This window comes from Enterobacter sp. 4974935 (genome assembly GCF_058661735.1).
On sequence record NZ_JBZWGT010000003.1, the window covers coordinates 3,526,683 to 3,549,503 of the forward strand.

General features: G+C 57.0%; 17 protein-coding genes. 6 read left to right on the forward strand and 11 right to left on the reverse strand.

Annotated elements, in window-relative coordinates:
• Nucleotides 1-25 precede the first annotated feature (25 nt).
• Both dapD and AC4OVS_RS18205 read left to right on the forward strand, forming a co-directional pair.
• The gene (gene dapD / locus AC4OVS_RS18200; protein ID WP_003856214.1) at nt 26-850 is read left to right on the forward strand and encodes a 2,3,4,5-tetrahydropyridine-2,6-dicarboxylate N-succinyltransferase; all 825 of its coding nucleotides are present in this window, start codon (nt 26-28) and stop codon (nt 848-850) included.
• 111 nt (nt 851-961) lie between these two features.
• On the forward strand, nt 962-1,351 hold the full coding sequence (locus AC4OVS_RS18205) for a DUF3461 family protein (RefSeq protein WP_022647102.1): 390 nt from the start codon (nt 962-964) through the stop codon (nt 1,349-1,351).
• 89 nt (nt 1,352-1,440) lie between these two features.
• Here AC4OVS_RS18205 and AC4OVS_RS18210 read toward each other — a convergent pair whose 3' ends face one another.
• The 3 genes from AC4OVS_RS18210 to dgt form a co-directional block, all read right to left on the reverse strand.
• Nucleotides 1,441-2,598, reverse strand: coding sequence for a CdaR family transcriptional regulator (locus AC4OVS_RS18210; RefSeq protein ID WP_003856217.1), 1,158 nt, complete (start codon nt 2,596-2,598; stop codon nt 1,441-1,443).
• A 146-nt stretch (nt 2,599-2,744) separates the two neighbouring features.
• On the reverse strand, nt 2,745-4,175 hold the full coding sequence (degP, locus tag AC4OVS_RS18215) for a serine endoprotease DegP (protein ID WP_023299364.1): 1,431 nt from the start codon (nt 4,173-4,175) through the stop codon (nt 2,745-2,747).
• A 132-nt stretch (nt 4,176-4,307) separates the two neighbouring features.
• Complete coding sequence (gene dgt / locus AC4OVS_RS18220; RefSeq protein ID WP_023299363.1) at nt 4,308-5,822, reverse strand: dGTPase; 1,515 nt, start codon at nt 5,820-5,822, stop codon at nt 4,308-4,310.
• 82 nt (nt 5,823-5,904) lie between these two features.
• Here dgt and mtnN point away from each other — a divergent pair, with 82 nt between their 5' ends.
• Genes mtnN through AC4OVS_RS18235 form a run of 3 tightly spaced genes read left to right on the forward strand, consistent with a single transcriptional unit; the run spans nt 5,905 to nt 8,052 of the window.
• Nucleotides 5,905-6,603: a 5'-methylthioadenosine/S-adenosylhomocysteine nucleosidase gene (mtnN, locus tag AC4OVS_RS18225; protein ID WP_003856223.1), complete on the forward strand. Its 699-nt coding sequence runs from the start codon at nt 5,905-5,907 to the stop codon at nt 6,601-6,603.
• Nucleotides 6,596-7,405 (forward strand): vitamin B12 ABC transporter substrate-binding protein BtuF, encoded by an 810-nt coding sequence (gene btuF, locus AC4OVS_RS18230; RefSeq protein ID WP_022647099.1) that lies wholly within the window; start codon nt 6,596-6,598, stop codon nt 7,403-7,405. Before mtnN ends, btuF begins: the two co-directional genes overlap by 8 nt.
• Before the next feature lie 23 nt (nt 7,406-7,428).
• Nucleotides 7,429-8,052: a TRIC cation channel family protein gene (locus tag AC4OVS_RS18235; RefSeq protein WP_003856227.1), complete on the forward strand. Its 624-nt coding sequence runs from the start codon at nt 7,429-7,431 to the stop codon at nt 8,050-8,052.
• 57 nt (nt 8,053-8,109) lie between these two features.
• On the opposite strand, the gene erpA is transcribed toward AC4OVS_RS18235, so the two are convergent.
• Both erpA and clcA read right to left on the reverse strand, forming a co-directional pair.
• Nucleotides 8,110-8,454: an iron-sulfur cluster insertion protein ErpA gene (erpA, locus tag AC4OVS_RS18240; RefSeq protein WP_003856230.1), complete on the reverse strand. Its 345-nt coding sequence runs from the start codon at nt 8,452-8,454 to the stop codon at nt 8,110-8,112.
• 85 nt (nt 8,455-8,539) lie between these two features.
• Nucleotides 8,540-9,940 (reverse strand): H(+)/Cl(-) exchange transporter ClcA, encoded by a 1,401-nt coding sequence (gene clcA / locus AC4OVS_RS18245; protein WP_022647097.1) that lies wholly within the window; start codon nt 9,938-9,940, stop codon nt 8,540-8,542.
• Between the two features lie 177 nt (nt 9,941-10,117).
• Here clcA and hemL point away from each other — a divergent pair, with 177 nt between their 5' ends.
• Complete coding sequence (gene hemL, locus AC4OVS_RS18250) at nt 10,118-11,398, forward strand: glutamate-1-semialdehyde 2,1-aminomutase (protein ID WP_015572714.1); 1,281 nt, start codon at nt 10,118-10,120, stop codon at nt 11,396-11,398.
• Between the two features lie 93 nt (nt 11,399-11,491).
• Here the strand turns inward: hemL and fhuB are convergent, their stop codons facing one another.
• The 6 genes from fhuB to hrpB all read right to left on the reverse strand — a co-directional run bounded on the left by fhuB (nt 11,492) and on the right by hrpB (nt 22,809).
• The gene (fhuB, locus tag AC4OVS_RS18255) at nt 11,492-13,474 is read right to left on the reverse strand and encodes a Fe(3+)-hydroxamate ABC transporter permease FhuB (protein ID WP_491922612.1); all 1,983 of its coding nucleotides are present in this window, start codon (nt 13,472-13,474) and stop codon (nt 11,492-11,494) included.
• Nucleotides 13,471-14,361 (reverse strand): Fe(3+)-hydroxamate ABC transporter substrate-binding protein FhuD, encoded by an 891-nt coding sequence (gene fhuD, locus AC4OVS_RS18260; protein WP_126502806.1) that lies wholly within the window; start codon nt 14,359-14,361, stop codon nt 13,471-13,473. The genes fhuB and fhuD overlap by 4 nt, the downstream gene beginning before the upstream one ends.
• The gene (gene fhuC / locus AC4OVS_RS18265) at nt 14,361-15,158 is read right to left on the reverse strand and encodes a Fe3+-hydroxamate ABC transporter ATP-binding protein FhuC (protein ID WP_367074807.1); all 798 of its coding nucleotides are present in this window, start codon (nt 15,156-15,158) and stop codon (nt 14,361-14,363) included. The genes fhuD and fhuC overlap by 1 nt, the downstream gene beginning before the upstream one ends.
• Before the next feature lie 50 nt (nt 15,159-15,208).
• A complete protein-coding gene (gene fhuA, locus AC4OVS_RS18270; RefSeq protein ID WP_023299357.1) occupies nt 15,209-17,419 on the reverse strand; it encodes a ferrichrome porin FhuA in 2,211 nt (736 codons plus the stop codon).
• A gap of 237 nt (nt 17,420-17,656) precedes the next feature.
• Entirely contained in the window at nt 17,657-20,182 is a 2,526-nt protein-coding gene (gene mrcB / locus AC4OVS_RS18275) for a bifunctional glycosyl transferase/transpeptidase (protein WP_023305460.1), read from the reverse strand.
• Between the two features lie 197 nt (nt 20,183-20,379).
• A complete protein-coding gene (hrpB, locus tag AC4OVS_RS18280; protein WP_491922613.1) occupies nt 20,380-22,809 on the reverse strand; it encodes an ATP-dependent helicase HrpB in 2,430 nt (809 codons plus the stop codon).
• Between the last annotated feature and the right edge of the window lie 12 nt (nt 22,810-22,821).

The following is a 22,821-nucleotide window of genomic DNA, read 5'->3' on the forward strand; positions in this document are numbered from 1 at the left end:
TTTAGTGAAATGGAAAGAGTAAACAATGCAGCAGTTACAGAACGTTATTGAGTCCGCTTTTGAGCGTCGCGCCGACATCACTCCGGCAAATGTGGATACCGTGACCCGTGAAGCGGTAAACCAGGTTATTTCCCTGCTGGATTCCGGCGCGCTGCGCGTGGCAGAAAAAATCGACGGTCAGTGGGTTACTCATCAATGGCTGAAGAAAGCTGTGCTGCTCTCTTTCCGTATCAACGATAACCAGGTTATCGACGGAGCAGAAAGCCGCTACTTCGATAAAGTGCCAATGAAATTTGCGGATTACGACGAAGCGCGCTTCCAGAAAGAGGGCTTCCGCGTAGTACCACCGGCAGCCGTTCGTCAGGGGGCATTCATCGCACGCAACACCGTGCTGATGCCATCCTACGTGAACATCGGCGCCTACGTTGACGAAGGCACCATGGTGGACACCTGGGCTACCGTCGGCTCCTGCGCGCAGATCGGTAAAAATGTTCACCTGTCCGGCGGCGTCGGCATTGGTGGCGTTCTGGAGCCACTTCAGGCTAACCCAACCATCATCGAAGACAACTGCTTCATCGGCGCACGTTCCGAAGTGGTTGAAGGCGTGATCGTCGAAGAAGGTTCTGTGATCTCCATGGGCGTGTACATTGGCCAGAGCACCCGTATTTACGATCGCGAAACCGGTGAAATTCACTACGGCCGCGTTCCAGCCGGTTCCGTTGTGGTTTCCGGCAACCTGCCGTCTAAAGATGGCAAATACAGCCTGTACTGCGCGGTCATCGTGAAAAAAGTGGATGCGAAAACGCGCGGTAAAGTGGGCATCAATGAACTGCTGCGCACCATCGATTAATCGGGTATAACAAAAAGCGGGGGCAACCCCGCTTTTTTTATATCCGAAGGTGGCGAAAATAGATTTTTTCGTTAATTATTCATAGGTTATGTTGAGATCAAGGGTACCGCTATGTACGATAATCTGAAAAGTCTGGGCATTACCAATCCTGATGAAATTGATCGTTATAGTCTCCGCCAGGAAGCCAATAACGATATTTTGAAAATCTATTTTCACAAGGACAAAGGAGAGTTCTTCGCCAAAAGCGTGAAATTTAAATACCCACGCCAGCGTAAGACCGTTGTCGCTGACGGTATCGGTCAGGGATATAAAGAAGTACAGGAAATCAGCCCTAACCTGCGCTACGTTATCGACGAACTCGATCAAATCTGCCAGCGCGATCGCAGCGAAGTCGATCTGAAACGTAAGATCCTTGACGACCTGCGTCACCTGGAAAGTGTTGTTACCCATAAGATCAGCGAAATTGAAGCTGATCTTGAGAAATTGACGCGTAACAAATGAGCCGTTTTATTGCCCGGTGGCGCTTCGCTTACCGGGCCTACGAACGCATGTAGTCAGGGTAAAGCGAAGCCGCCACCCGGCAAACAGCATCATCTTTGTTCATCCAGCTGCAACGCCACATACAGCAGTAGCCGGTCGTCAAAATTCCCTAAATCCAGCCCCGTCAGTTCCGAGATCCGGTTTAACCTATACTCCAGCGTATTACGGTGAATAAACAGCGCTTTTGACGTTGCCAGCGGCTGCACGTTATGCCGGAACCACGCCTGCAACGTGCGGCGCAGCAGCCCGTTGTTGTCCATCGCTTTCAGACGCACAAGCGGGCGCGCCAGCTCGTTGGCCTGCCAGCCACCGCGCAAACTGTCGAGCAGGACCGGCAGCATCAGATCCTGATAGAAATAACTGCGGCTCTCCGGCATGCGCTGTTTACCCACCATCATGGTAGTGCGCGCCGTTCGCCATGAACGGGCGATACTTCCCGGCCCGGTAAAGTAATTTCCCAGCGCGACGCGAAAACGGAGCTGTCCGTTCTCCTTCATGCGCTCGATGAGCAGCTCAACGCGGCGACGATGATCTTCCGCGTCCCAGCGGCCAAACTGATTAAGCGCAGGCTTGAGCACCACCATTTCCGTCAAAGAGACGATTGCCACCAGGTTGTTACGCTCCGGCGTCGCCAGCATATTTTGCAGCTGCTGTAGCTCCACCATGGCGCTATCCACGCCAAGCTGGCCGCTATCCACCTCAATCACGGCGACCACGCGCGGCTGATTCAGGTCGATACCCAGACGCTGCGCCCACTCGCTCAGGGCAGGCGTGTGCTCCTCCGCCTGGATCAAATTCATCACCAGCTCTTCACGCAGGCGGCTGTCCTGGGCGAGCAGGTGCATCAGACGCGACTGCTCCAGCATCATCTCCGCCGTCATGCAGACCAGCTCGCCGTATTTACGCAGCGATTCAGGATCGCCGGTCAGACCGATAACGCCAACAATCTCTCCTTCCAGACGCAGCGGCAGGTTGATCCCCTGACGGACCCCGTGCAGATGTTTCGCCACGGCGTCATCAATGTCGACCACGCGCCCCTGAGAGAGCACCAGCAACGCCCCTTCGTGCAATTCACCAATACGCTCACGATCGCCGCTGCCGATAATGCGCCCTCGGGCGTCCATTACGTTGATATTGGTATCGATGATTCGCATGGTGCGCGCCACGATATCCTGCGCCATTTTGGTATCAAGATGCCAGCCAGCCATATAACCCTCCCGTGAGCAGAGCTCAAGCATAGGGAAGTTCAGCTAAGGCTGCATTGTGCAGATGCCCAAAGGCAGAGAGAGATGTATGGAGTTGTGGGAAAGGTCACAGAAAAGAGAAAGCCCCTGCGAACAGGGGCTTAAGAAGATTACTGCATCAGGAGATAAATAGAGGTATCACCACGCTGAATATTCAGTGCCAGCACGGACGGCTTGCTGTCGAGAATTTTGCGCAGTTCAGCGATGTTTTTCACCGGCTGCTGGTTAGCGCCCATGATCACATCACCTTTTTTCAGGCCGATACGGGCAGCAGGTGAGTTCGCTTTCACGTTGTTCACCACCACGCCTTTATCTGCCCCTTTGTTGCTCATCTCAGCACCTTCAATACCGCTGAAGATGGTGCTGGAATCCACCTGATTCTGACTGCTCTGTTGCAGTTCCAGGCTCACGTTAACTGGCTTACCTTCACGCAGCAGGCCGAGGGTCACTTTACTGCCGATTGGCATAGAACCCACTTCCGCACGCAGGGCGGCAAAGCTGCTGATCGGTTTACCGTTCAGAGAGGTGATCACGTCACCCGCTTTAATGCCGGCTTTCGCCGCTGAAGAGTTCGGCATGACCTGGCTCACGAATGCGCCGCGCTGAGCGTCCACTTTCATCGCTTTCGCCAGCTCGGAGTTCAGCTCGGTCCCCATGATACCCAGCTCACCGCGTTTCACCTGTCCATATTGCACCATCTGCGCAGTCAGGTTTTTCACCATGTTGCTCGGGATAGCAAAGCCGATACCGATGTTGCCACCGTCCGGTGCCAGGATAGCGGTGTTGATACCGATCAGTTCACCGTTCAGGTTAACCAGCGCACCGCCGGAGTTACCGCGGTTAATGGCCGCATCCGTCTGGATGAAGTTTTCATAGTTTTCCGCATTCAGGCCGCTACGTCCCAGCGCGGAGACGATACCCGAGGTCACGGTTTCGCCCAGACCAAACGGGTTACCGATGGCGACAGTGTAGTCACCCACGCGCAGCGCGTCAGAGTCGGCAAGCTTAATCGCCGTCAGGTTCTTCGGATCCTGAATTTGAATCAGTGCGATATCGGAGCGCGGGTCTTTACCGACCACTTTGGCATCGAATTTACGGCCATCGCTCATCTGAACCTTAATGGTGTTAGCATTATCTACCACGTGGTTATTGGTCACCACGTAGCCTTTCGCTGCATCAATAATAACGCCCGAGCCGAGTGCCATGAATTTCTGCTGCTGGCCGCCGCCCTGACCGTCATCCCCTGCGCCGCCCTGACAGAACGGGGAGCTCTGGAATGGCGAACCGTCCTGGCAGAATGGCGAATTGTCGCCGAAGAACTGCTGGAAATTACGCGGCATACGCGGCGTATTGACGGTTGTGCTGCCCTCAACGTTAATACTCACCACCGATGGCATCACTTTTTCGAGCATCGGGGCCAGGCTTGGCATCTGCTGTGCAGTCGCTGCCGAGGAAGCTGTCTCGGCCGCCGTCGCCAGAGGGGACAACGCTAAACCTAAACTCAGAGCCAGTGCACTCATTGCTAATGTGGTTTTTTTCATGTTTCTCAATCTCGATTTACCAGATAACGCAAAATTGCTGTGTAACTCAGATTCGTTTTATACCGCTTAGTTCCGGGATTAAGTTTATGGAAAAAGTAAAAATTTATTGGTCGTCTTTACAAAACTCATGGCTTATTCAACGGCCATAAGCTTGCGGTATTCATCCCAGGCATACAAATCTGTCATCCCGCTGATATAGTCCTGGATAAGACGACAGCGATAATAATATTCCATGACTGGCCATTGGGAAGAATGACGATCTATTTTACTGACGGCCTCAATGTATGCCAGCCGGTGACGGGTTGAAAGCTTCTGATAGAGACGAGATTCAATCGGCAGGCGGCGAACACGTTCATTTTCGACCAGCTCGCAAAACTCATCGACCGTCAGCTGGAGCAGCGGGCCATAAATTTCCAGCAACCCGCTGATAACCCGGTATCCTTGCAGCTCCAGCTGTTCGACATCCGGGTGGCTGAAAACATGGCGAACAGCCACGTTTTTATATAATTCAAGCAGCTGACTAAAACTGCTCTCATCTTCCAGCAGGGCGTGATTAAATTCCCCGCTAAATATCATCGGCAAATTATCAATGAAACGGGCGGCCGCATACGGCACCAGTTTATTCAGCGTATTGACCCGCAAATACATAAAGAACTGATCTTCGGTACTGCGGCTCAGCGAATTTGAACGCGATTTATCCCAGGCATTCTCGACGACCTGTGCAAACAGAGAACCTTTTTCATGCTCTCCCCAGGCATCGTGAAGATGCTGATACAGCTCCTCGACGCTGAATATTCTTTTTTCCACTGCGTCTTCCAGATCGGCCACGCAATAAGAAATGTCATCAGCCGCTTCCATAATCCACGTCAATGGAAAACGGCCATTCGGCGTTAGCGAAAGTTCTTTACGCAACCGTTCAATGTACGCTTCTTCCGACAGGTAATAGCCCGGTTTTTTCATCAGGTAGCTATGGGTGGCAGGCGTTTCCCCCATCCACCACGCGGGACGCGTGTATTTGAGAATACAGCCCACCTGCGCCCAGGTCAGATTCATGCGCATCAGGGAGTGCACCAGACGGATCCCCTGCGCGTTACCTTCGAAATGACACAGATCCTGACGCACCTTGCGGCGCAGATCGTTCAGGCTATCTTCGCCCTCACGCAGGCGTAAATCGCGTACCACACAGCGGTCATCGCTGAGCGGCTGGCTTATGGCGTCAGAGGGAAAAAGCCGCTGTTTAAACCAGTCATTGATGGCGGCCTCGCCGAAATGACCAAAGGGAGGATTGCCGATATCGTGCATCAGGCAGGCCATCTCAACGATGCTTTCGAACGGCCCGGTCAGTTCATCCAGCCCGTAGGTTTCCAGCAGACGTTGCTCTTTGAGACGGCTGAGGATCTCTTTTGCAATGTAGCGCCCCACCTGCTGCACTTCCATGGAGTGCGTTAACCGCGTACGCACCGCGGCGTTACGCTCCAGCGGGAACACCTGGGTTTTTTGCTGTAACCGGCGGATGGCGGGCGAATTGATGATGCGTCCGCGATCGCTTTCAAAAATGCGCAGGATCTCATGTTCGCTCTTATCGCCCTGTGGCGAACGGAAACGTCGGTGCCAGTTAATTTTGGTGCGAAAATCGATTGGTGCCATGTGCTCCCCCGCGTGAGAATGCGTTTCCCCTTAACCGCATGATAGACTATGCATCTTAACAAGGCACATCGCGAGTAAATCTATGAAAATCGGCATTATTGGTGCAATGGAAGAAGAAGTTACGCTGCTGCGTGACAAAATTGAGAACCGTCAGACCCTCTCCCTTGGTGGCTGTGAGATCTACACCGGCCAGCTGAACGGCGTTGACGTGGCTCTGCTGAAATCAGGCATCGGTAAAGTTGCAGCGGCACTGGGCGCGACCCTGCTGCTTGAGCGCTGCAAGCCTGACGTTATCATTAATACAGGTTCGGCGGGCGGTCTGGCGCCGACGCTGAAAGTGGGCGATATCGTGGTTTCCGACGAAGCGCGTTACCACGATGCAGATGTCACCGCATTCGGCTACGAATATGGTCAGCTTCCGGGCTGCCCGGCCGGGTTTAAAGCGGATGATAAGCTGATTGCCGCCGCTGAAAGCTGCATTAACGAGCTGAACCTCAATGCGGTGCGTGGCCTGATCGTCAGCGGCGATGCCTTTATCAACGGCTCTGTTGGTCTGGCGAAAATCCGTCATAACTTCCCGCAGGCTGTGGCCGTTGAGATGGAAGCCACGGCCATTGCGCACGTGTGCCATAACTTCAGCGTGCCGTTCGTGGTCGTTCGCGCGATCTCTGACGTGGCGGACCAGCAGTCCCACATCAGCTTCGACGAGTTCCTGGCCGTTGCGGCCAAACAGTCCACCGTGATGGTGGAAACCCTGGTGCAGAAACTGGCGCGTGGGTAAGGTGTCATTCAGGGCGCTGGTCGCCCTGCTTCTGCTCGCCCCGGCCTGGCTCATCGCCGCGCCGCGGGTGATCACACTCTCCCCTGCCAATACGGAACTGGCGTTTGCCGCCGGGATTACGCCCGTTGCGGTGAGCAGCTTTTCCGATTATCCACCGCAGGCCGCCCAAATCGAACAGGTTGCCACCTGGCAGGGAATGAACCTGGAACGCATCGTGGCGCTGAAGCCCGATCTGGTTCTTGCCTGGCGCGGTGGTAATGCCGAACGACAGGTGAACCAGCTCTCTTCGCTGGGAATAACGGTAAAATGGGTAGATGCGGTGAGCATCGAACAGGTGGCGCAAACCCTCCGTGACCTCGCGCCCTTCAGCCCTACCCCCCAACGCGCCGAGCACGCTGCACAGCAGATGCTCAACGACTATGCTGCGCTAAAAACCCGATACGGCACGCAACCGAAACAACGCGTTTTTCTGCAATTTGGCAGCCAGCCGCTGTTCACTACCGGGAAAGGTTCGATCCAGAACCAGGTGCTTGAGATCTGTGGAGGTGAAAATATCTTTGCCGAAAGCCGGGTCCCCTGGCCGCAGGTCAGTCGTGAGCAGGTTCTGGCGCGACAACCGCAGGCCATTGTGGTGGTCGGAAATGCGAGCGAGATTCCTAAAATAGAACAATTCTGGCATCGGCAGCTTAAAATTCCGGTCATCGCACTCAACAGCGACTGGTTTGAACGCGCCAGCCCGCGTATTATCCTCGCCGCAAAACAACTCTGCGCCGAACTGGCAGAGAGTCACTCAAACAGATAAATACCCTATTCGAGGATTTAACGATGCTCGTGTATTGGCTGGATATTCTTGGCACAGCCGTTTTTGCTATCTCCGGCGTTTTGCTTGCCGGAAAACTACGCATGGATCCTTTTGGCGTACTGGTGCTCGGCGTCGTTACGGCGGTAGGCGGCGGAACGATTCGCGATATGGCGCTGGCAAACGGCCCGGTATTCTGGGTAAAAGATCCAACGGATCTGGTGGTGGCGATGGTCACCTGCCTGTTAACCATCGTGCTGGTTCGTCAGCCTCGCAGACTACCAAAATGGATATTGCCAGTGCTGGATGCCGTCGGTCTGGCGGTCTTTGTGGGAATAGGCGTGAATAAAGCCTTTATTGCCGGGACTGGCCCGCTGGTGGCGATCTGTATGGGCGTGTTGACCGGCGTGGGCGGAGGGATTATTCGCGACATTCTGGCGCGAGAAGTCCCGATGATCCTGCGAACGGAAATCTACGCGACGGCCTGTATCATCGGGGGGATTGTTCACGCCACGGCATATTACACCTTTGCTGTACCACTGGAAAACGCGGCGATGCTGGGGATGGTGGTAACGCTGGTGATCCGTTTAGCGGCGATACGCTGGCACCTGAAGCTGCCGACGTTTGCACTGGATGAAAATTCAAGATAGGTGTCGTTTATAAGCCCGGTGGCGCTTCGCTTACCGGGCCTACAATTTGCATTCAGGTTAAATACTGAATGAAGAACCACACCCGCAGGTGCTGGTCGCATTCGGGTTAGTCACCACAAAGCGCGAACCTTCCAGACCTTCAGTGTAGTCCACTGAACCGCCCACCAGATATTGCAGGCTCATCGGATCAACCACCAGCGCGACGCCCTGTTTCTCGATAGTCATATCACCATCGTTAACCTGGTCGTCAAAGGTAAAACCATACTGGAAGCCACTACAGCCGCCGCCGGTAATATAAACACGCAGTTTCAGATCCGGATTGTCCTCGTCGGCAATCAGGGTTTTCACTTTTTTCGCTGCTGCTTCGGTAAATTCCAGCGGCAACGCTACGTCATCACTCATCTTATGCTCCCATGAATACTGCGACTGCTATTGGGTAAAAATCACCCAATTCTTTTTGTCATTATCTAATACCCTGGTAATTCATTCAAGTATTCTGCTTCAGGGCCTGTTCAGCTTCCTGTTTCGCCAGGGTACGGGCAAGAATGGTGGAGTATAGCGGTTTTCCACCCAGGAATTGGGCTAATAGTGTCGCGCCGAGGCAGGTAATGATCATTGGCAAAATGAGCTGGTAATTGTCGGTCATTTCCAGCACCAGCACGATCCCGGTCAGCGGCGCACGCAGGGAGGCCGCCAGCAGCGCCCCCATTCCCGCAACCGCAAACGTCCCCGCATCCAGATGGTAGGCCGGGAAGCCTGCCGCCGCCGCCATCCCGAACGCCGTACCCAGCAGCGTCCCCAGCGCCAGCATCGGGGCGAAAATGCCGCCCGGGGCACCAGAGGAGAAGCACAATACCGTGGTGATGACGCGTGAAATAAACATAAACAGCAGCAGGCCTACGCTGAAATTCCCCGCCGCGGCAATGGGAATCAGACCGAAACCGCCGCCCGCCGCATTCGGTTCGATAAAACCGAGGATCCCGCACACGCCACCAAGCAGGCCCCCCACCAGCACCCATTTCGTGGTATTTCCGCCATGGATGCGCTGAAACATATCCTGAGCCCGTAAAATCAGGGTGTTAAAAAGCGGGCCAACGACGCCAAAAATCATCCCAAGAATCAGATACAGCCACAAAGTATTGACCGGCGCATTGGTTAGCTTGCCAACTTCAATCACCGCCCCTTCGCCGTTAAAGACGCGAAAGACAATGCTCGACATAATCACGCCGGTAAACACCGCTTTAATGGAGATCAGGTTGTAGCGGAACTGGGCGCGCATCTCTTCAATGATAAACAGGATACCCGCCAGCGGCGCGTTAAACGCGGCAGACAGCCCGGCCGCCGCCCCCGTCGCCAGCAGCGTATGGCGCGCTTCAGCGCTGCGCATACGGAACAGATCGCCGACCATGCGCCCGACGTTACCGCCCAGCTGTACCGTTGGCCCTTCCCGACCGAGCACCATGCCCGCCCCGAGCGTTCCCATCCCGCCGATAAATTTCACAGGAAGCACGCGCCACCAGCGAACCGGGCGTAGCTCTTCCAGCGCCCCCTCAATTTCAGGGATCCCCGAGCCGCCTGCTTCAGGTGCGAATTTACGCACCAGAAAATAGCCCACCATGGCAAACAGCGCCGAAAGGCCAAAGGCCCACACCCAGACCAGCCATTCACGATCCGCGAAGCTGGCGACGGTACCTATGCGCCAGTTGAGCACCGCATTGACGGCTTTCTCAAACGCGACGCCTACCAGCCCGGCCAGCGTGCCCACAACGGCGGCTGCCACCAGAATGGCTAACGGGGTTTTGTCACGGTTGAGCAGCCGCCGGATACTGACCCGGTGCTTCGCGCGCGTAAACTGTTGTTGTTCAAAAGAAGGCGTGTTCTCGTTCATTACCTGTTCTGTTTCGTCATACAAAAGGCCGCAGGGATTCTACCAGAGACAATCCCCTCGTCCCCTGAAAAATACTTAACAATTGTTAAGCCTTCTATGGGGCAAAAATTTTATAACCTCTTCCGAATCACTTAGAATAGTTGCCTTAACTCATTTCTACGAACCAGGAACGACGCCATGAGCAAGTCTGAAAACCTCTACAGCGCAGCCCGCGAGCTAATCCCAGGCGGCGTGAACTCACCCGTGCGCGCCTTTACCGGCGTGGGTGGCACCCCGCTGTTTATCGAACGTGCGGATGGCGCATATCTGTATGATGTGGATGGTAAAGCCTATGTCGATTACGTCGGCTCCTGGGGCCCGATGGTACTGGGCCACAACCACCCGGCGATCCGCAATGCGGTGATTGAAGCCGCTCAGCGCGGCCTGAGCTTCGGCGCGCCAACCGAGATGGAAGTCAAAATGGCGGAGCTGGTCACCGAACTGGTGCCAACGATGGACATGGTGCGTATGGTGAACTCCGGTACCGAAGCGACCATGAGCGCTATCCGTCTGGCGCGCGGTTTTACCGGCCGTGACAAGATCATCAAGTTCGAAGGTTGTTATCACGGCCATGCCGACTGTCTGCTGGTGAAAGCTGGTTCCGGCGCGCTGACCCTCGGCCAGCCGAACTCCCCGGGGGTGCCGGCTGATTTCGCGAAACACACGTTGACCTGCACCTATAACGATCTGAACACCGTTCGCGCCGCGTTCGAGCAGTATCCGCAGGAGATCGCCTGCATCATCGTTGAGCCAGTTGCGGGCAACATGAACTGTATCCCACCGCAGCCTGACTTCCTGCCGGGCCTGCGCGCCCTGTGTGATGAGTTCGGCGCGCTGCTGATCATCGACGAAGTGATGACCGGCTTCCGCGTGGCGCTGGCGGGGGCGCAGTCATACTACGGCGTGGAGCCGGATCTGACCTGCCTCGGCAAAATCATTGGCGGCGGCATGCCTGTCGGCGCGTTCGGTGGACGTAAGGACGTCATGGACGCGCTGGCGCCAACCGGTCCGGTTTACCAGGCGGGTACGCTCTCCGGTAACCCGATTGCGATGGCGGCGGGCTTTGCCTGTCTGACCGAAGTGGCGCAGCCGGGTATCCACGAAACCTTGACGGACCGGACGACGCAACTGGCAAACGGTTTGCTGGAAGCCGCAGAAGATGCGGGTATTCCACTGGTGGTGAACCACGTGGGCGGGATGTTCGGGATTTTCTTCACCGATGCGAAAACCGTGACCTGCTATCAGGACGTGGTGAAATGCGACGTGGAACGCTTCAAACGCTTCTTCCACCTGATGCTGGAAGAAGGCGTGTATCTTGCCCCGTCAGCGTTTGAAGCGGGCTTTATGTCCGTGGCGCACAGCGAAGAAGATATCAATAACACCATCGACGCAGCGCGTAAGGTATTTGCGAAGCTGTAAAATGTGCGGCTTGATGCCCTCACCCCAACCCTCTCCCACAGGGAGAGGGAGCAAACACTAAAACGGCAATCTAAGGATTGCCGTTTACTTTTATTACCGACTCTGCTTTCTCAACAGATAAATAAAGTAAGGCGCGCCGATAAAGGTCGACAGGAGGCCCGCCGGGATCTGATACGGGAACAGCACCATCCTTCCGCACCAGTCAGCAAAGACCAGGATCGCCCCGCCCGTCAGCGCAGAGATCACGATATGCGGCAAAGTCCTGCGGAAACCCATCATACGGGCGATATGCGGCGCCATTAATCCGACAAAACTGAGCGGGCCGATAGTCATGGTGGCCGTCGCCGTCAGGCACGCGGCCAGCAGCAACAGCGCAATGCGCGTTGGCGTCAGCGCCACCCCGACCGCGCGGGCGGTATCCCCACCCAGCGGCAGAATGGTCATCCAGCGGCGGCACAGCGGCACAATCGCCAGCAGCACGATCATCACAATCCCGGTATGCACCACCTGACTGCCGTTGGCGTTGTATGTTGAACCGGAAATCCAGGTCAGGATCTGCGCCATGCGCGGATCGCCGCTCGCCTGCAACATCATCAGCAGCATAGTAAACGCGGTGCTGAGCGCCATCCCGGCCAGCAGCATGCGGTGAGGTGAGAAACCACCTCGCCCGGAGGCGATCAGGATAATCATCAGCGTGACTGCCGCACCGATACTCCCGGCAGGCATCAGCCAGCCGAACGCATTGCCCGGCACGAGGAACAACATCATCACTACGCCAAACGCGGCCCCGGAGCTAATCCCTAATACTTCCGGGCTTGCCATCGGGTTGCCGGTGAGACGCTGGATAATACAGCCCGCCACCGCCAGCATGACGCCCGCAATCAGCGCGGAGAAAATCCGCGGCCAGCGCCACTGCATGAGTTCATGCAGCAAATCCCCCGTTGCCCAGTGCCAGCCCGTGGCGTCGCGTCCCAGCGAGAGTGCGGCAAACGAGGCGATAACCAGCACTGCCAGCCCGGCAAGGCTGAACCACACCACCGACTGACGCTCGGCATGCACTTTATCGCCGGCATCCATCGCCGGAGCGCTAATGCTGCGCAGGCGCGGCAGCAGCCACAGCAGCAGCGGCGCGCCGATCAGGGCCGTCACCGAGCCCGTGGAAACTTCCATCCAGACGCGCGCCAGCCAGAGAATGAGCTGATCGGAAAGCCAGAGTATCAGCGCACCAATCAGCGGCGCCAGCATCAGACGCGCCAGCAGACGGCGCGCGCCGAGCATTTTTGCCAGCAATGGCGCAAACAGGCCGATAAAACCGATGATGCCGACGGCGTTAACCAGTAACGCGCTCAGCACAATCGCCAGGGTCAGGGCCGCCAGACGGGCCAGCGACAGCGCCAGCCCGAGATTGCGCGCCACGCCGTCGTCCAGGCCCATCAGCGTGAGCGGACGCAGCAGCAGCAGCGTCAGCACCACGCCGCCGAACAGCTGCGGCCACAGACGCTGGACGATACTCCAGTCGGTCTGGGTGAGCGTGCCGGTACTCCACATAAACATGCTTTGCAGCTGGTCGTGGTGAAACAGCACCAGCAGCTGGTTGATCGCCCCACAGTAGAGGCTGACGACCAGCCCCGCGAGGATCAGCGTAACCGGTGAGAGACGTTTTCCCCAGGCTACGCCAAAGACCAGCGCACCGACCACGCATGCGCCTGCCAGCGCGGCAAACTGCGAGGTTAACGCTCCCGGCAGGGTCCAGAGCGTGGTGATGGTGATCCCCAGCTGAGCCCCCGTCGCCACGCCCAGCGTGGTTGGCTCCGCCAGCGGGTTACGTAGCACCTGCTGAAACAGTACGCCCACCAGTCCCAGTCCCGCCCCGACCAGCAGGGAGATAGCCAGACGCGGCAGCAGGCTGTAGTGGAACAGCATTTGCTGAATATTGTCGATATCCGGTGCGGCAAACGCGGCTGTCCACTGATCGCGCGGTAACGCCGTGGTCAGGTTAAAGCCGGTTAATGCCAGGGCAGCCAGAAAAATGAGCGCTAACAGTAACATCGGGAAACGGGCCATACGCGTGCTCATGCCTTGCCTCCCAGTGCATTGTCCAGCACGCGGGCAAAATGCATGGCCGACAGCGTCGCGCCGTAGAACCATACCGCTGGCGCGCGCAGGAAGCGCTGCTCGCGGACAAACGGCATTGCCTGCCAGAGCGGAGTCGCCATCAGGGTTTGCATTTCGCGCTCATTGCCGTGGTCAAAGCACAGCACGTCCACATCACGAAACGCCGCCAGACGGTCAATCCCCACGGCGGTACTGCCCCAGAATGTCATCTCGCCTTCCCAGGCATTGCGAATGCCAAAGCTGTCGAGTACTTCCTGGAACAGACAGTTATTTCCAAAGACCAGCATATGGCGGGAATCCAGCAGGGTCACCATCAGCAAAGGCCGATCGCCACGGTGGGCAAAGCGCGGCTTAAGGGAATCAATCAGCGCATCAAATTCATTGAGATGTTTTTTCGCCTCAGCCTCACGGTTGAGGAACTGCGCCATCTCGTGGATGGAATTTTTTGCCATGGTCAGCGGCTTTTTACCGTCGCTAAAGGAAAAGCCCCGTCCGGGCGCAATCTTCGCCATGGTCTCTTCCGACGGGCCATACCCCGCAGACCAGAATAAATAAGACGGTTTCATCTGGGTGAGAAGCTCAAGGTTCGGCTCCGTACGCAGACCGATGTCGATGACGGAGTCCGGCAGTTTTGGCTCATTCACCCACAGGGTGTAGTTGGGAATATCGGCCACGCCGTAAGGCGTCACGCCCAGCGCCATCATCAGTTCGACGGGCAACCACTCCAGCGCCACGATGCGGTGCGGATCGACTGCGGCAGCGCGGGCCGGGCCCATCTTTAACAGCAGAGGTGAGAGTGCCATGGCCGTTAGCAGGCGACGGCGGCTAATTAATGTTGGATCCAGCATCAGTAGACAAAGCTCACGGGTGCAGCCCCGGCCGGGTGAGGCAGAATGCCCATAGGAATACCGTAGATATGTTCCAGCGTTTCGCTGCGCATCAGTTCGGCAGGCGTACCCTGAGCGATCATTTCACCGCCGCGCAGCGCTACCAGATAGTCGCAATAGCGTGCCGCCATGTTGATATCATGCAGAACGGCAATCACCGTCAGGCCGCACTGCTGACTTAAGCGATGCACCAGCGCCAGGACGTCAACCTGATGAGCAATATCCAGCGCTGAAGTGGGTTCGTCGAGCAACAGGCAGCGGCTGTCCTGCGCCACCAGCATCGCGATCCATGCGCGCTGACGCTCGCCACCGGACAGGCTATCCACCAGACGGTGCGCCAGCGGTTTTAACCCAACCAGCGCGATCGCCTCTTCCACTTTCTCTCTGTCAGCAACGCCAAAACGCCCGAGCGCACCGTGCCACGGATAACGTCCAATCGCCACCAGCTCGCGCACCGTCATCCCCTCCGCCTGCGGCAACTGCTGCGGCAGATAGGCCACCTTGCGGGCAAAGGCCTTACTGCTCCAGCTCGCCAGCGGCTGGTCATCCAGCAGAATGTCGCCCTCGGACGGTGGCTGATGACGGCCCAGCATCTTCAGCAGCGTCGATTTACCGGAACCATTGTGCCCGATTAAACCGGTCACTTTACCTGCGGGAAACGTCAAAGAGAGCGGATGCAGCAAGGTGCGCCCGGGTACGCGAAAGGAGAGATTGTTGAGCGTGAAGGTGGAGTCGGATTGCGTTTTAGTATCCTGCATGTCAGCCAACTTAAATAAAAAGGGCACGGCGAACCGTGCCCATAAAGAGGTTAGAAGCGGAAGGTCGCCGTGGCAACAACCTGGCGTCCTGCTCCCCAGTAGCATGCATACTCGCTGTAGCAGCTGGAGACGTATTCACGATCAAAGATGTTGTTCACGTTGACGCCGACGGAAGAGCCCGGCAGACCGAAGCGCGCCAGATCGTATTTCACGGTCGCATCCGCCAGGGCATAACCCGCGACGTTAAAGGACTCATAGGCTTTAGGCGACGCTGAGGAGTAGTACGTCACCGTGTTACCGATGTAGCGAGCACCCGCACCAACGGTCAGGCCACTTAGCGCCGTCTCGTGGAAGGTGTAATCCGCCCACAGTGATGCCATGTTGCGCGGTACTTCTGCCGGACGACGACCTTCATACCAGGTATCGTGGGTGTATTCCGCATCGGTGTAGCTGTAGGCCGCCGTCACGTTCACGTTAGCCGACACCGCCGCTTTCGCTTCCAGCTCAAAGCCTCGGGAGCGAATTTCACCGCCCTGCACGCTAAAGCCGCTGGTCGGGTTCGCCGGATCGGCGGTCAGGTTATTGTTCTTGGTCAGCTGGTATACCGCTGCCGTCACTACAACAGGCAGATCTTTTGGAACATACTTCACGCCCGCTTCATACTGCTTGCCGCGTGCCGGATCGAACGGTTTGCCGCCCTGGGTGGTGCCAGAGAGCGGTTCGAAAGATTCACTGTAGCTGAAGTATGGTGTAATCCCGTTGTCGAACAGGTAGTTAATCCCCCCGCGCCAGGTAAATGCCTGATCGTTAATTTCCGCGGTGGTTCCGTTATTACGGTTAAAGGCAGACGTTTTCGCAAAGTCATAGCGGCCACCCAAGGTGAGTACCCACTTATCCCATTCAGCCTGATCCTGCGCATAGAGCCCGGTCTGCTCCTGACGATTGAGCATGGCATACGGGAAGTTCACATTGACGTTCGCATTGCCGTGCTGAGGATTGTTCATGCTGATCGGATCGGCGGTGCCGTAGTCAGCATCAATGTCATTTCGCATACGAAGGTAATCCACACCCGTCAGCAGGGTATGGTCAACGGCGCCGGTCGCGAATTTCGACTGGAGCTGTGTATCAACCGTGAACGAGTTGAGATCTTCATCTGAGCGCACGTAGGCACGGCTGATCTGGGCCGGGGCGATATAGCCGTTACCGTAAACTGAACGGTACAGCGTGTTGATTTTGGTATAACGCAGGTTCTGACGCACGGTGAAGGTGTCGTTGAATTCATGCGCGAAGCTGTAACCCACCATTTTCTGACGACGGGAGATCTTATTGTCTTCATCACCTTCGTTGAAGTCGGTCGGCAGTTTGTGCGCTTTTCCGTTAGCATCATAGTAAGGCACAACGGTACCTTCACGTGGCAGCCAGCCGTAGTAACCCGCATCCGGATCGCTCTGGAAGTTGCTCAGGAAGGTGAAATCGGTTTTATCATCAGGACGCCAGCTGAAAGACGGCGCAATCGCGTAACGAGTAGACTTCACCATTTCCTGCTGCGCGTTCTCACTACGTCCCAGACCGGTCAGACGGTAGGACCACACACCGTCATCGTCAATCGCGTCGCTGAAATCAAACCCCGTCTGCCAGAGGTTATCCGTCCCCATTTTGAACTGAATTTCTTTCAACGGTTCCGTGGTTGGACGCTTGCTGACCATACTCACTACGCCGCCCGGATGGCTTTTGCCATACAGTACAGACGTCGGGCCACGCAGCAGCTCTACGCGCTCAAGGAAGTACGGGTCCATGGACGCTTCAGAGTAGTTGTCTCCCTGCAACTTCATACCATCCAGATACTGGTTGGTATTCACGGTGCTGGAGGTCGTGAAACCACGAATCGAAACCACATCGTAAGTTGTTGAGGCGCCGCGCGTTGCGAAAACGCTTGGGGTGTAGGCCAGGGCCTGTTTAACCGTCCCCGGCTGTTTCATGTCCATCTCTTCACGAGTCACAACAGAAATAGACTGCGGGGTTTTCTCAATGGGTGTATCGGTTTTCGTCGCCGTTGCAGTGCGTTTTGCCGCAATCGTCGGTGCAGGACCCCAGGCACTTTCCTGTGCAGCCGGTGCGGCAGTCACGGTGATGGTTTCTTCTTTCTTGGGGGTTTCAGCGGCCTGTGCATAAGCAGACATGCCGGCAACCGCTGTGGCTACGACGGCTGCGATTTTACGCAGCGACGTGTTAATTGGCTGAGCAGTATTGGAAAGCGCCATGATGGATCTCTGATGAAAAAGGTGAATGATAACGTAAACGAGAATTATTATTATGACCGCAGAATAATATGCGAAACGCTGACGGCATAGCAAGCGATATGCGGCCCTACAAGAATTGAGGGTTTAAGAAATAATCAACGGAAAACGGGTCGTTAATAAGGATTGAAAACAGGGTTAAGGAAATGAGTTGCTGAGGTGAAAAAATACCCCCTTCCAGGGAAGGGGGTGTCATAAGGGCTAGTTGCCGCCGAACATATCCTTGATCCAGCCGGCGACGCCGTCGCTGTCTTTCTTCTCTTCTTGCTGCTGCGGCTGTTGCTGCTGCGGCTGCTGAGGTTGAGAAGACTGATCGAACGGGTTACCTGTCGGTTCTTCTGGCTGGCTTTGCTGGCACAGCGCATCCGGGTTGGTCGTCCAGACCGGCAGCGAACGCACGCCGCCGCCACAGATGAAGTTACCCGAGCTGTCCACGCCCATATCGACGATATCTTCCGGGGCAACGAGGTTCAGCGGCACCGGAGACTGATTGGCCAGATAGCGCTGGTAAATCGACATCGCGCCGCTCGCACCATACAGTTTGGTCGGCTGGTTGTTATCGCGGCCCACCCAGGTGATCACCACTTCACGGCCATCAATACCGGCGAACCAGGTATCGACGTTGTTGTTGGTAGTCCCGGTTTTACCTGCCAGATGCAGACCAGGATACTTCGCCCCCAGCTGACGCCCGGTACCGCGCTGGACCACCTGCTGCATGGTCCACAGCGTCATATAGGCCGCCTGCGCCGGAACAGCGCGCTCCGCCTGCGGGAAGCTCTGATACAGCACGGAGCCATCTTCGGCAATCACCGAACGCAGGGCGGAAAGCGGCGCTCGGTTACCGCCGCTGGCGATGGTCTGGAACGCCTGGGCCACTTCGATTGGCGTCAGGTTAAGCGCCCCCAGGATCATCGCTGGCACAGGGTGCAGCTGATCTTTCGGTACGCCCAGCTTCTGCCAGGTGTCGGTGATGGCGGGGAGGCCCAGCGCCATGCCGAGGTTAACCGTTGGCACGTTCATGGAACGGGTTAACGCATCCACCAGCATCACCTGACCGCTGAACTGCTTATCATCGTTCTGCGGAGACCACACCTGGCCGTTAGGCTGGCGCAGGGAGATTGGCGCATCGGCAATCCAGGTGTTCAGTCGATAGAGATTCGGCTGGCTCAGCGCGGTCAGGTAGGTTGCCGGTTTTGCCAGAGAACCAATCGAACGACGCGCCTGCATCGCGCGGTTATAGCCCGCATACTGCGGCTCGGCGCCGCCCACCATGGCGCGAACTTCGCCGGTGTTGCGATCAACTACCACCATCGCGGTTTCCAGATCGCTCAGCTTACGCTGCTTCTTCAGAACCGGAATACCTTCAACCGCCGCTTTTTCTGCCGCATCCTGCGCCACGGAGTCGAAGGTGGTGAAGATCTTCACCCCGGAGAGATCTTTCACTTTATCTCCGAGCTTAGACTGCAGCTCCTGACGTACCATCTGCATAAAGGCAGGCTGCGGAGAGATCACCCCACCGCGCGGCTGAACGCCCAGCGGACGCGCGCTCAGCATGTCGTACAGCTCCTGGTCAATCACCTGCTGTTGTTGCAGCAGACGCAGCACCAGGTTACGACGCTCCAGCGCCAGTTTCGGGTTACGCCACGGGTTGTAGATCGACGCGCCTTTTACCATGCCCACCAGCAGCGCCTGCTGGTCAAGGCTCAGCTCTTCTACCGGACGGCCAAAGTAGTACAGGCTCGCCAGCGGGAAGCCGCGGATCTCGTTATCGCCGCTCTGACCGAGGTACACCTCGTTCATGTACAGCTCAAGAATACGATCCTTGCTGTAGCGCGCATCCATCAGCACGGCCATGTACGCTTCGTTGGCTTTACGCCAGTAAGAGCGCTCGCTGGAGAGGAACAGGTTTTTCACCAGCTGCTGGGTCAGGGTACTCGCCCCCTGCACCGTACGCCCCGCAGTCAGGTTAGCCAGTACCGCACGACCAATGGAGTAGAGGCTAATCCCGTCGTGCTCGTAGAAGTGGCGGTCTTCGGTTGCCAGCAGGGTATCCACCAGCAGATCCGGGAAGCCGTTACGCGCCACGAACAGGCGCTGTTCGCCGTTTGCGGACGACAGCATGGTGATGAGACGTGGATCGAGACGGAAGAAACCGAACTGGCGATCGTTATCCATGTTCTCAATGGTTTCCAGGCGATCGCCGTCAAAGGTCAGACGCGCGCGCACCTGCCCCTCTTTACTGTCCGGGAAGTCGAACGGACGGCGGATCATCTCAATGCTTTTCGCCTGGACGGTAAATTCACCCGGACGGGTCATTTTCGTGACCTGACGATACTGCGTGGCTTGCAGCAGCTTCACCATCTCATTCTTGCTGATGGACATGTCCGGCTCAAGGTTCACCATGCGGCCGTACACTGCCGCAGGCAATTGCCAGACTTTCCCGTCGATACGGCTGCGGATCTTCTGATCCAGATAAACGCCGTAAATCGCGATCAGGACAACAAAAACAATAAACAGCTTCAGCAGCAGCCAGAACCAGCCGCGCTTACCACGAGGCTTACGCCCTTTGCCTTTCCCTTTACGCGGCATCGGTTCTTCATCCTCATAATCGTCTTCATAGTCATCGTCATACTCCTCATCTCTGAGGCGACGACGGCTTACCTTTTCTTTCGCCGGACGCGTCGGCTTTCCCTTACGTCCTATTGGCTCGCGGTCATTCCCCGCCATGCTTTTTCTCCGCAACATTCAGGCGCAAAGGCCAGATTTTCTTATCTTGCACAGGTTAGTGAAAGAAGAAATCTCTCAAAATAAACAGCAAGACTTTCCTGACAGGAAAGTCTTTAGTGTTTTCTCCCTCTCCCTGTGGGAGAGGGCCGGGGTGAGGGCATCAGGCCGCACTTTCCCTTTCAGGCCGCACTCCCCCATTACGAATATTTCTTCGTGCGCCGTGTCGGCGCGGTATTCGCCGGATCGTCCGGCCAGACGTGTTTGGGATATCGCCCCTTCATCTCTTTCTGCACTTCACGATAGCTCCCCGCCCAGAACGCCCTCAGATCGCGGGTGATCTGCAAGGGACGATGCGCAGGCGAAAGCAGCTCAAGCACTAACGGCACGCGCCCTTCAGCGATGGACGGCGTGGTGGCCTCACCAAACATCTCCTGCATCCGAACCGCCAGCGCTGGCGGATTATCCTCATGATAACGAATGGCAATCCGACTCCCGGTTGGCACAGTGTAATGCCCAGGCAGTTCACTATCCAGACGTTGACGTAACGACCAGTCCAGTAAATTCTGTAACGCTGCCTTAACATCAAGCGCCTTCAGGGCGCGCAGGGAGTGTACGCCGCTCATCTGCGGCAACAACCACTGTTCAAGCGTCGCGAGCAGCGTCTCATCATCCACCGCTGGCCACCCCTGTTCCGGCAGCCACTTCGCGGCGCAGTGCAGACGTATACGATATTGTTCAGCCTCAGGCGTCCAGTTCAATACGCTCAGCCCTTTTTCCCGAATGCCGTTCAGCATCGCCTGGTGTAACTCTTCCTCCGACGGCTTCGCCAGCGGTTTTGTCCCGAGCGTCAGTTTGCCAATCTGGCTACGACGGAACGCCTTCAGCGTGCCCTGGGCATCATCCCATTCGACAATGTCAGATTGCTGAAGCAGCTGCGGGCAGGCACGCGTCAGGGCGTCAATATCTACGGCAACCGCCTGCAAGATGCGCGCATCCGGGGAGTGACTGCCCTGGAGTAAGAGCGGCGCGATCAGCCATTCATGACGCGTCAGAGCATCATCGCTGTCCAGCATCGCGCCCATCCCATTTGCCAGTTGATAACGACCATCCAGCCCGCGACGGCGCGCGATTCTGTCCGGGAAGGCCTGGGCCAGAAGAGGGATAACTTTATCGCTGTCAGGCGATCCTCCCCGGCTCTTCAGGCGGTGACACAACTGCTGCGCGCGCTGTTGCCAGTTTCCCTGCTGGCGTGAAAAGGCCTGTCCCAGATCGCTGCTGCCACCGCGCGGCGGCTCCTCAAGAATAGCCGCCAGTTTTGCCGCCGTGGCAATTTCATCGTCGCCTTGTGCTGCCACCAGCATCGCTGCCAGACGCGGATCGTTGCCCAGCGCCGCCATTTTCTGGCCGCGCGCCGTCAGTCGCTCGCCTTCCAGCGCGCCAAGCTGGGTCAGCAGGCTGCGCGCGGCGGAAAGGTTCACAACAGGCGGAGGATTAAGCCAGGTGAGCTGGTCAGGGTCCGGGCAGCCCCACTGCATCAGATCCATTACCAGCCCGGAGAGATCGCTTTGTAAAATCTCAGGCGTACTCTGCAATGCCGCACGCTCCGCCTGCTCGGCGCTGGTTAAATGCAGGCAAATACCCGGCTCAAGACGCCCTGCTCGGCCTGCGCGCTGCACCATTGAGGCCTGGCTGATGCGCTGCGTCAGTAGCCTGGTCAGCCCGGTACGCGGATCAAAACTGGCCACCCTCTCCTGCGTACTGTCCACCACCAGGCGAATGCCTTCGATGGTCAAACTGGTTTCGGCGATATTGGTCGCCAGTACCACTTTGCGCTGCCCCGCCGGTGCGGGAAGGATCGCCTTGCGCTGGTCAGCCAAATGCAGCGCGCCGTAGAGCGGGCACAGCATAACGTCACTGCTCACCCTGGATGCCAGTTGCTCCTGTACGCGCTGGATTTCGCCTACGCCGGGTAAAAACAGCAGCAGCGAGCCGGGTTCCTGACGGAGCAATTCGGCGGTGGCGATGGCAACGGCTTCGTCAAAACGCTGATGGGCAGGCAGCGGCTGATAGCGGCGCTCGACCGGGAACGCACGCCCTTCAGAGGAGATCATCGGCGCGTCAGGGAGCGTCTGCCGGAGCCGCTCGTTATCCAGCGTCGCCGACATAATCAGCAGCCGAAGGTCGTCGCGCAGCCCCTGCTGAACGTCGAGCAGCAGCGCAAGGGCCAGATCGGCCTGGAGGCTGCGCTCGTGAAATTCATCAAGGATCACCAGCCCGACGCCGCTCAGCTCCGGATCGTTTTGCAGCATACGGGTAAGAATGCCTTCAGTGACCACCTCCAGCCGCGTAGACGGGCCAATGCAGATTTCGGCGCGCATCCGGTACCCTACCGTCTCGCCCGGTTTTTCATTCAGCAGTTCCGCCAGGCGCTGCGCCACATTGCGCGCCGCCAGCCTGCGCGGTTCCAGCAGGATAATTTTCCCGCTGATGCTCCCCTCGCGCAGAATTTGCAGGGGCAGCCAGGTGGATTTACCCGCTCCGGTGGGCGCGCTGAGCAAAACCTGTGGCGCATGTTCTAAGGCTGCGAGAAGCTCAGGAAGGACGACGGCGACGGGCAAAGAGGACACTTACGGCTCCAG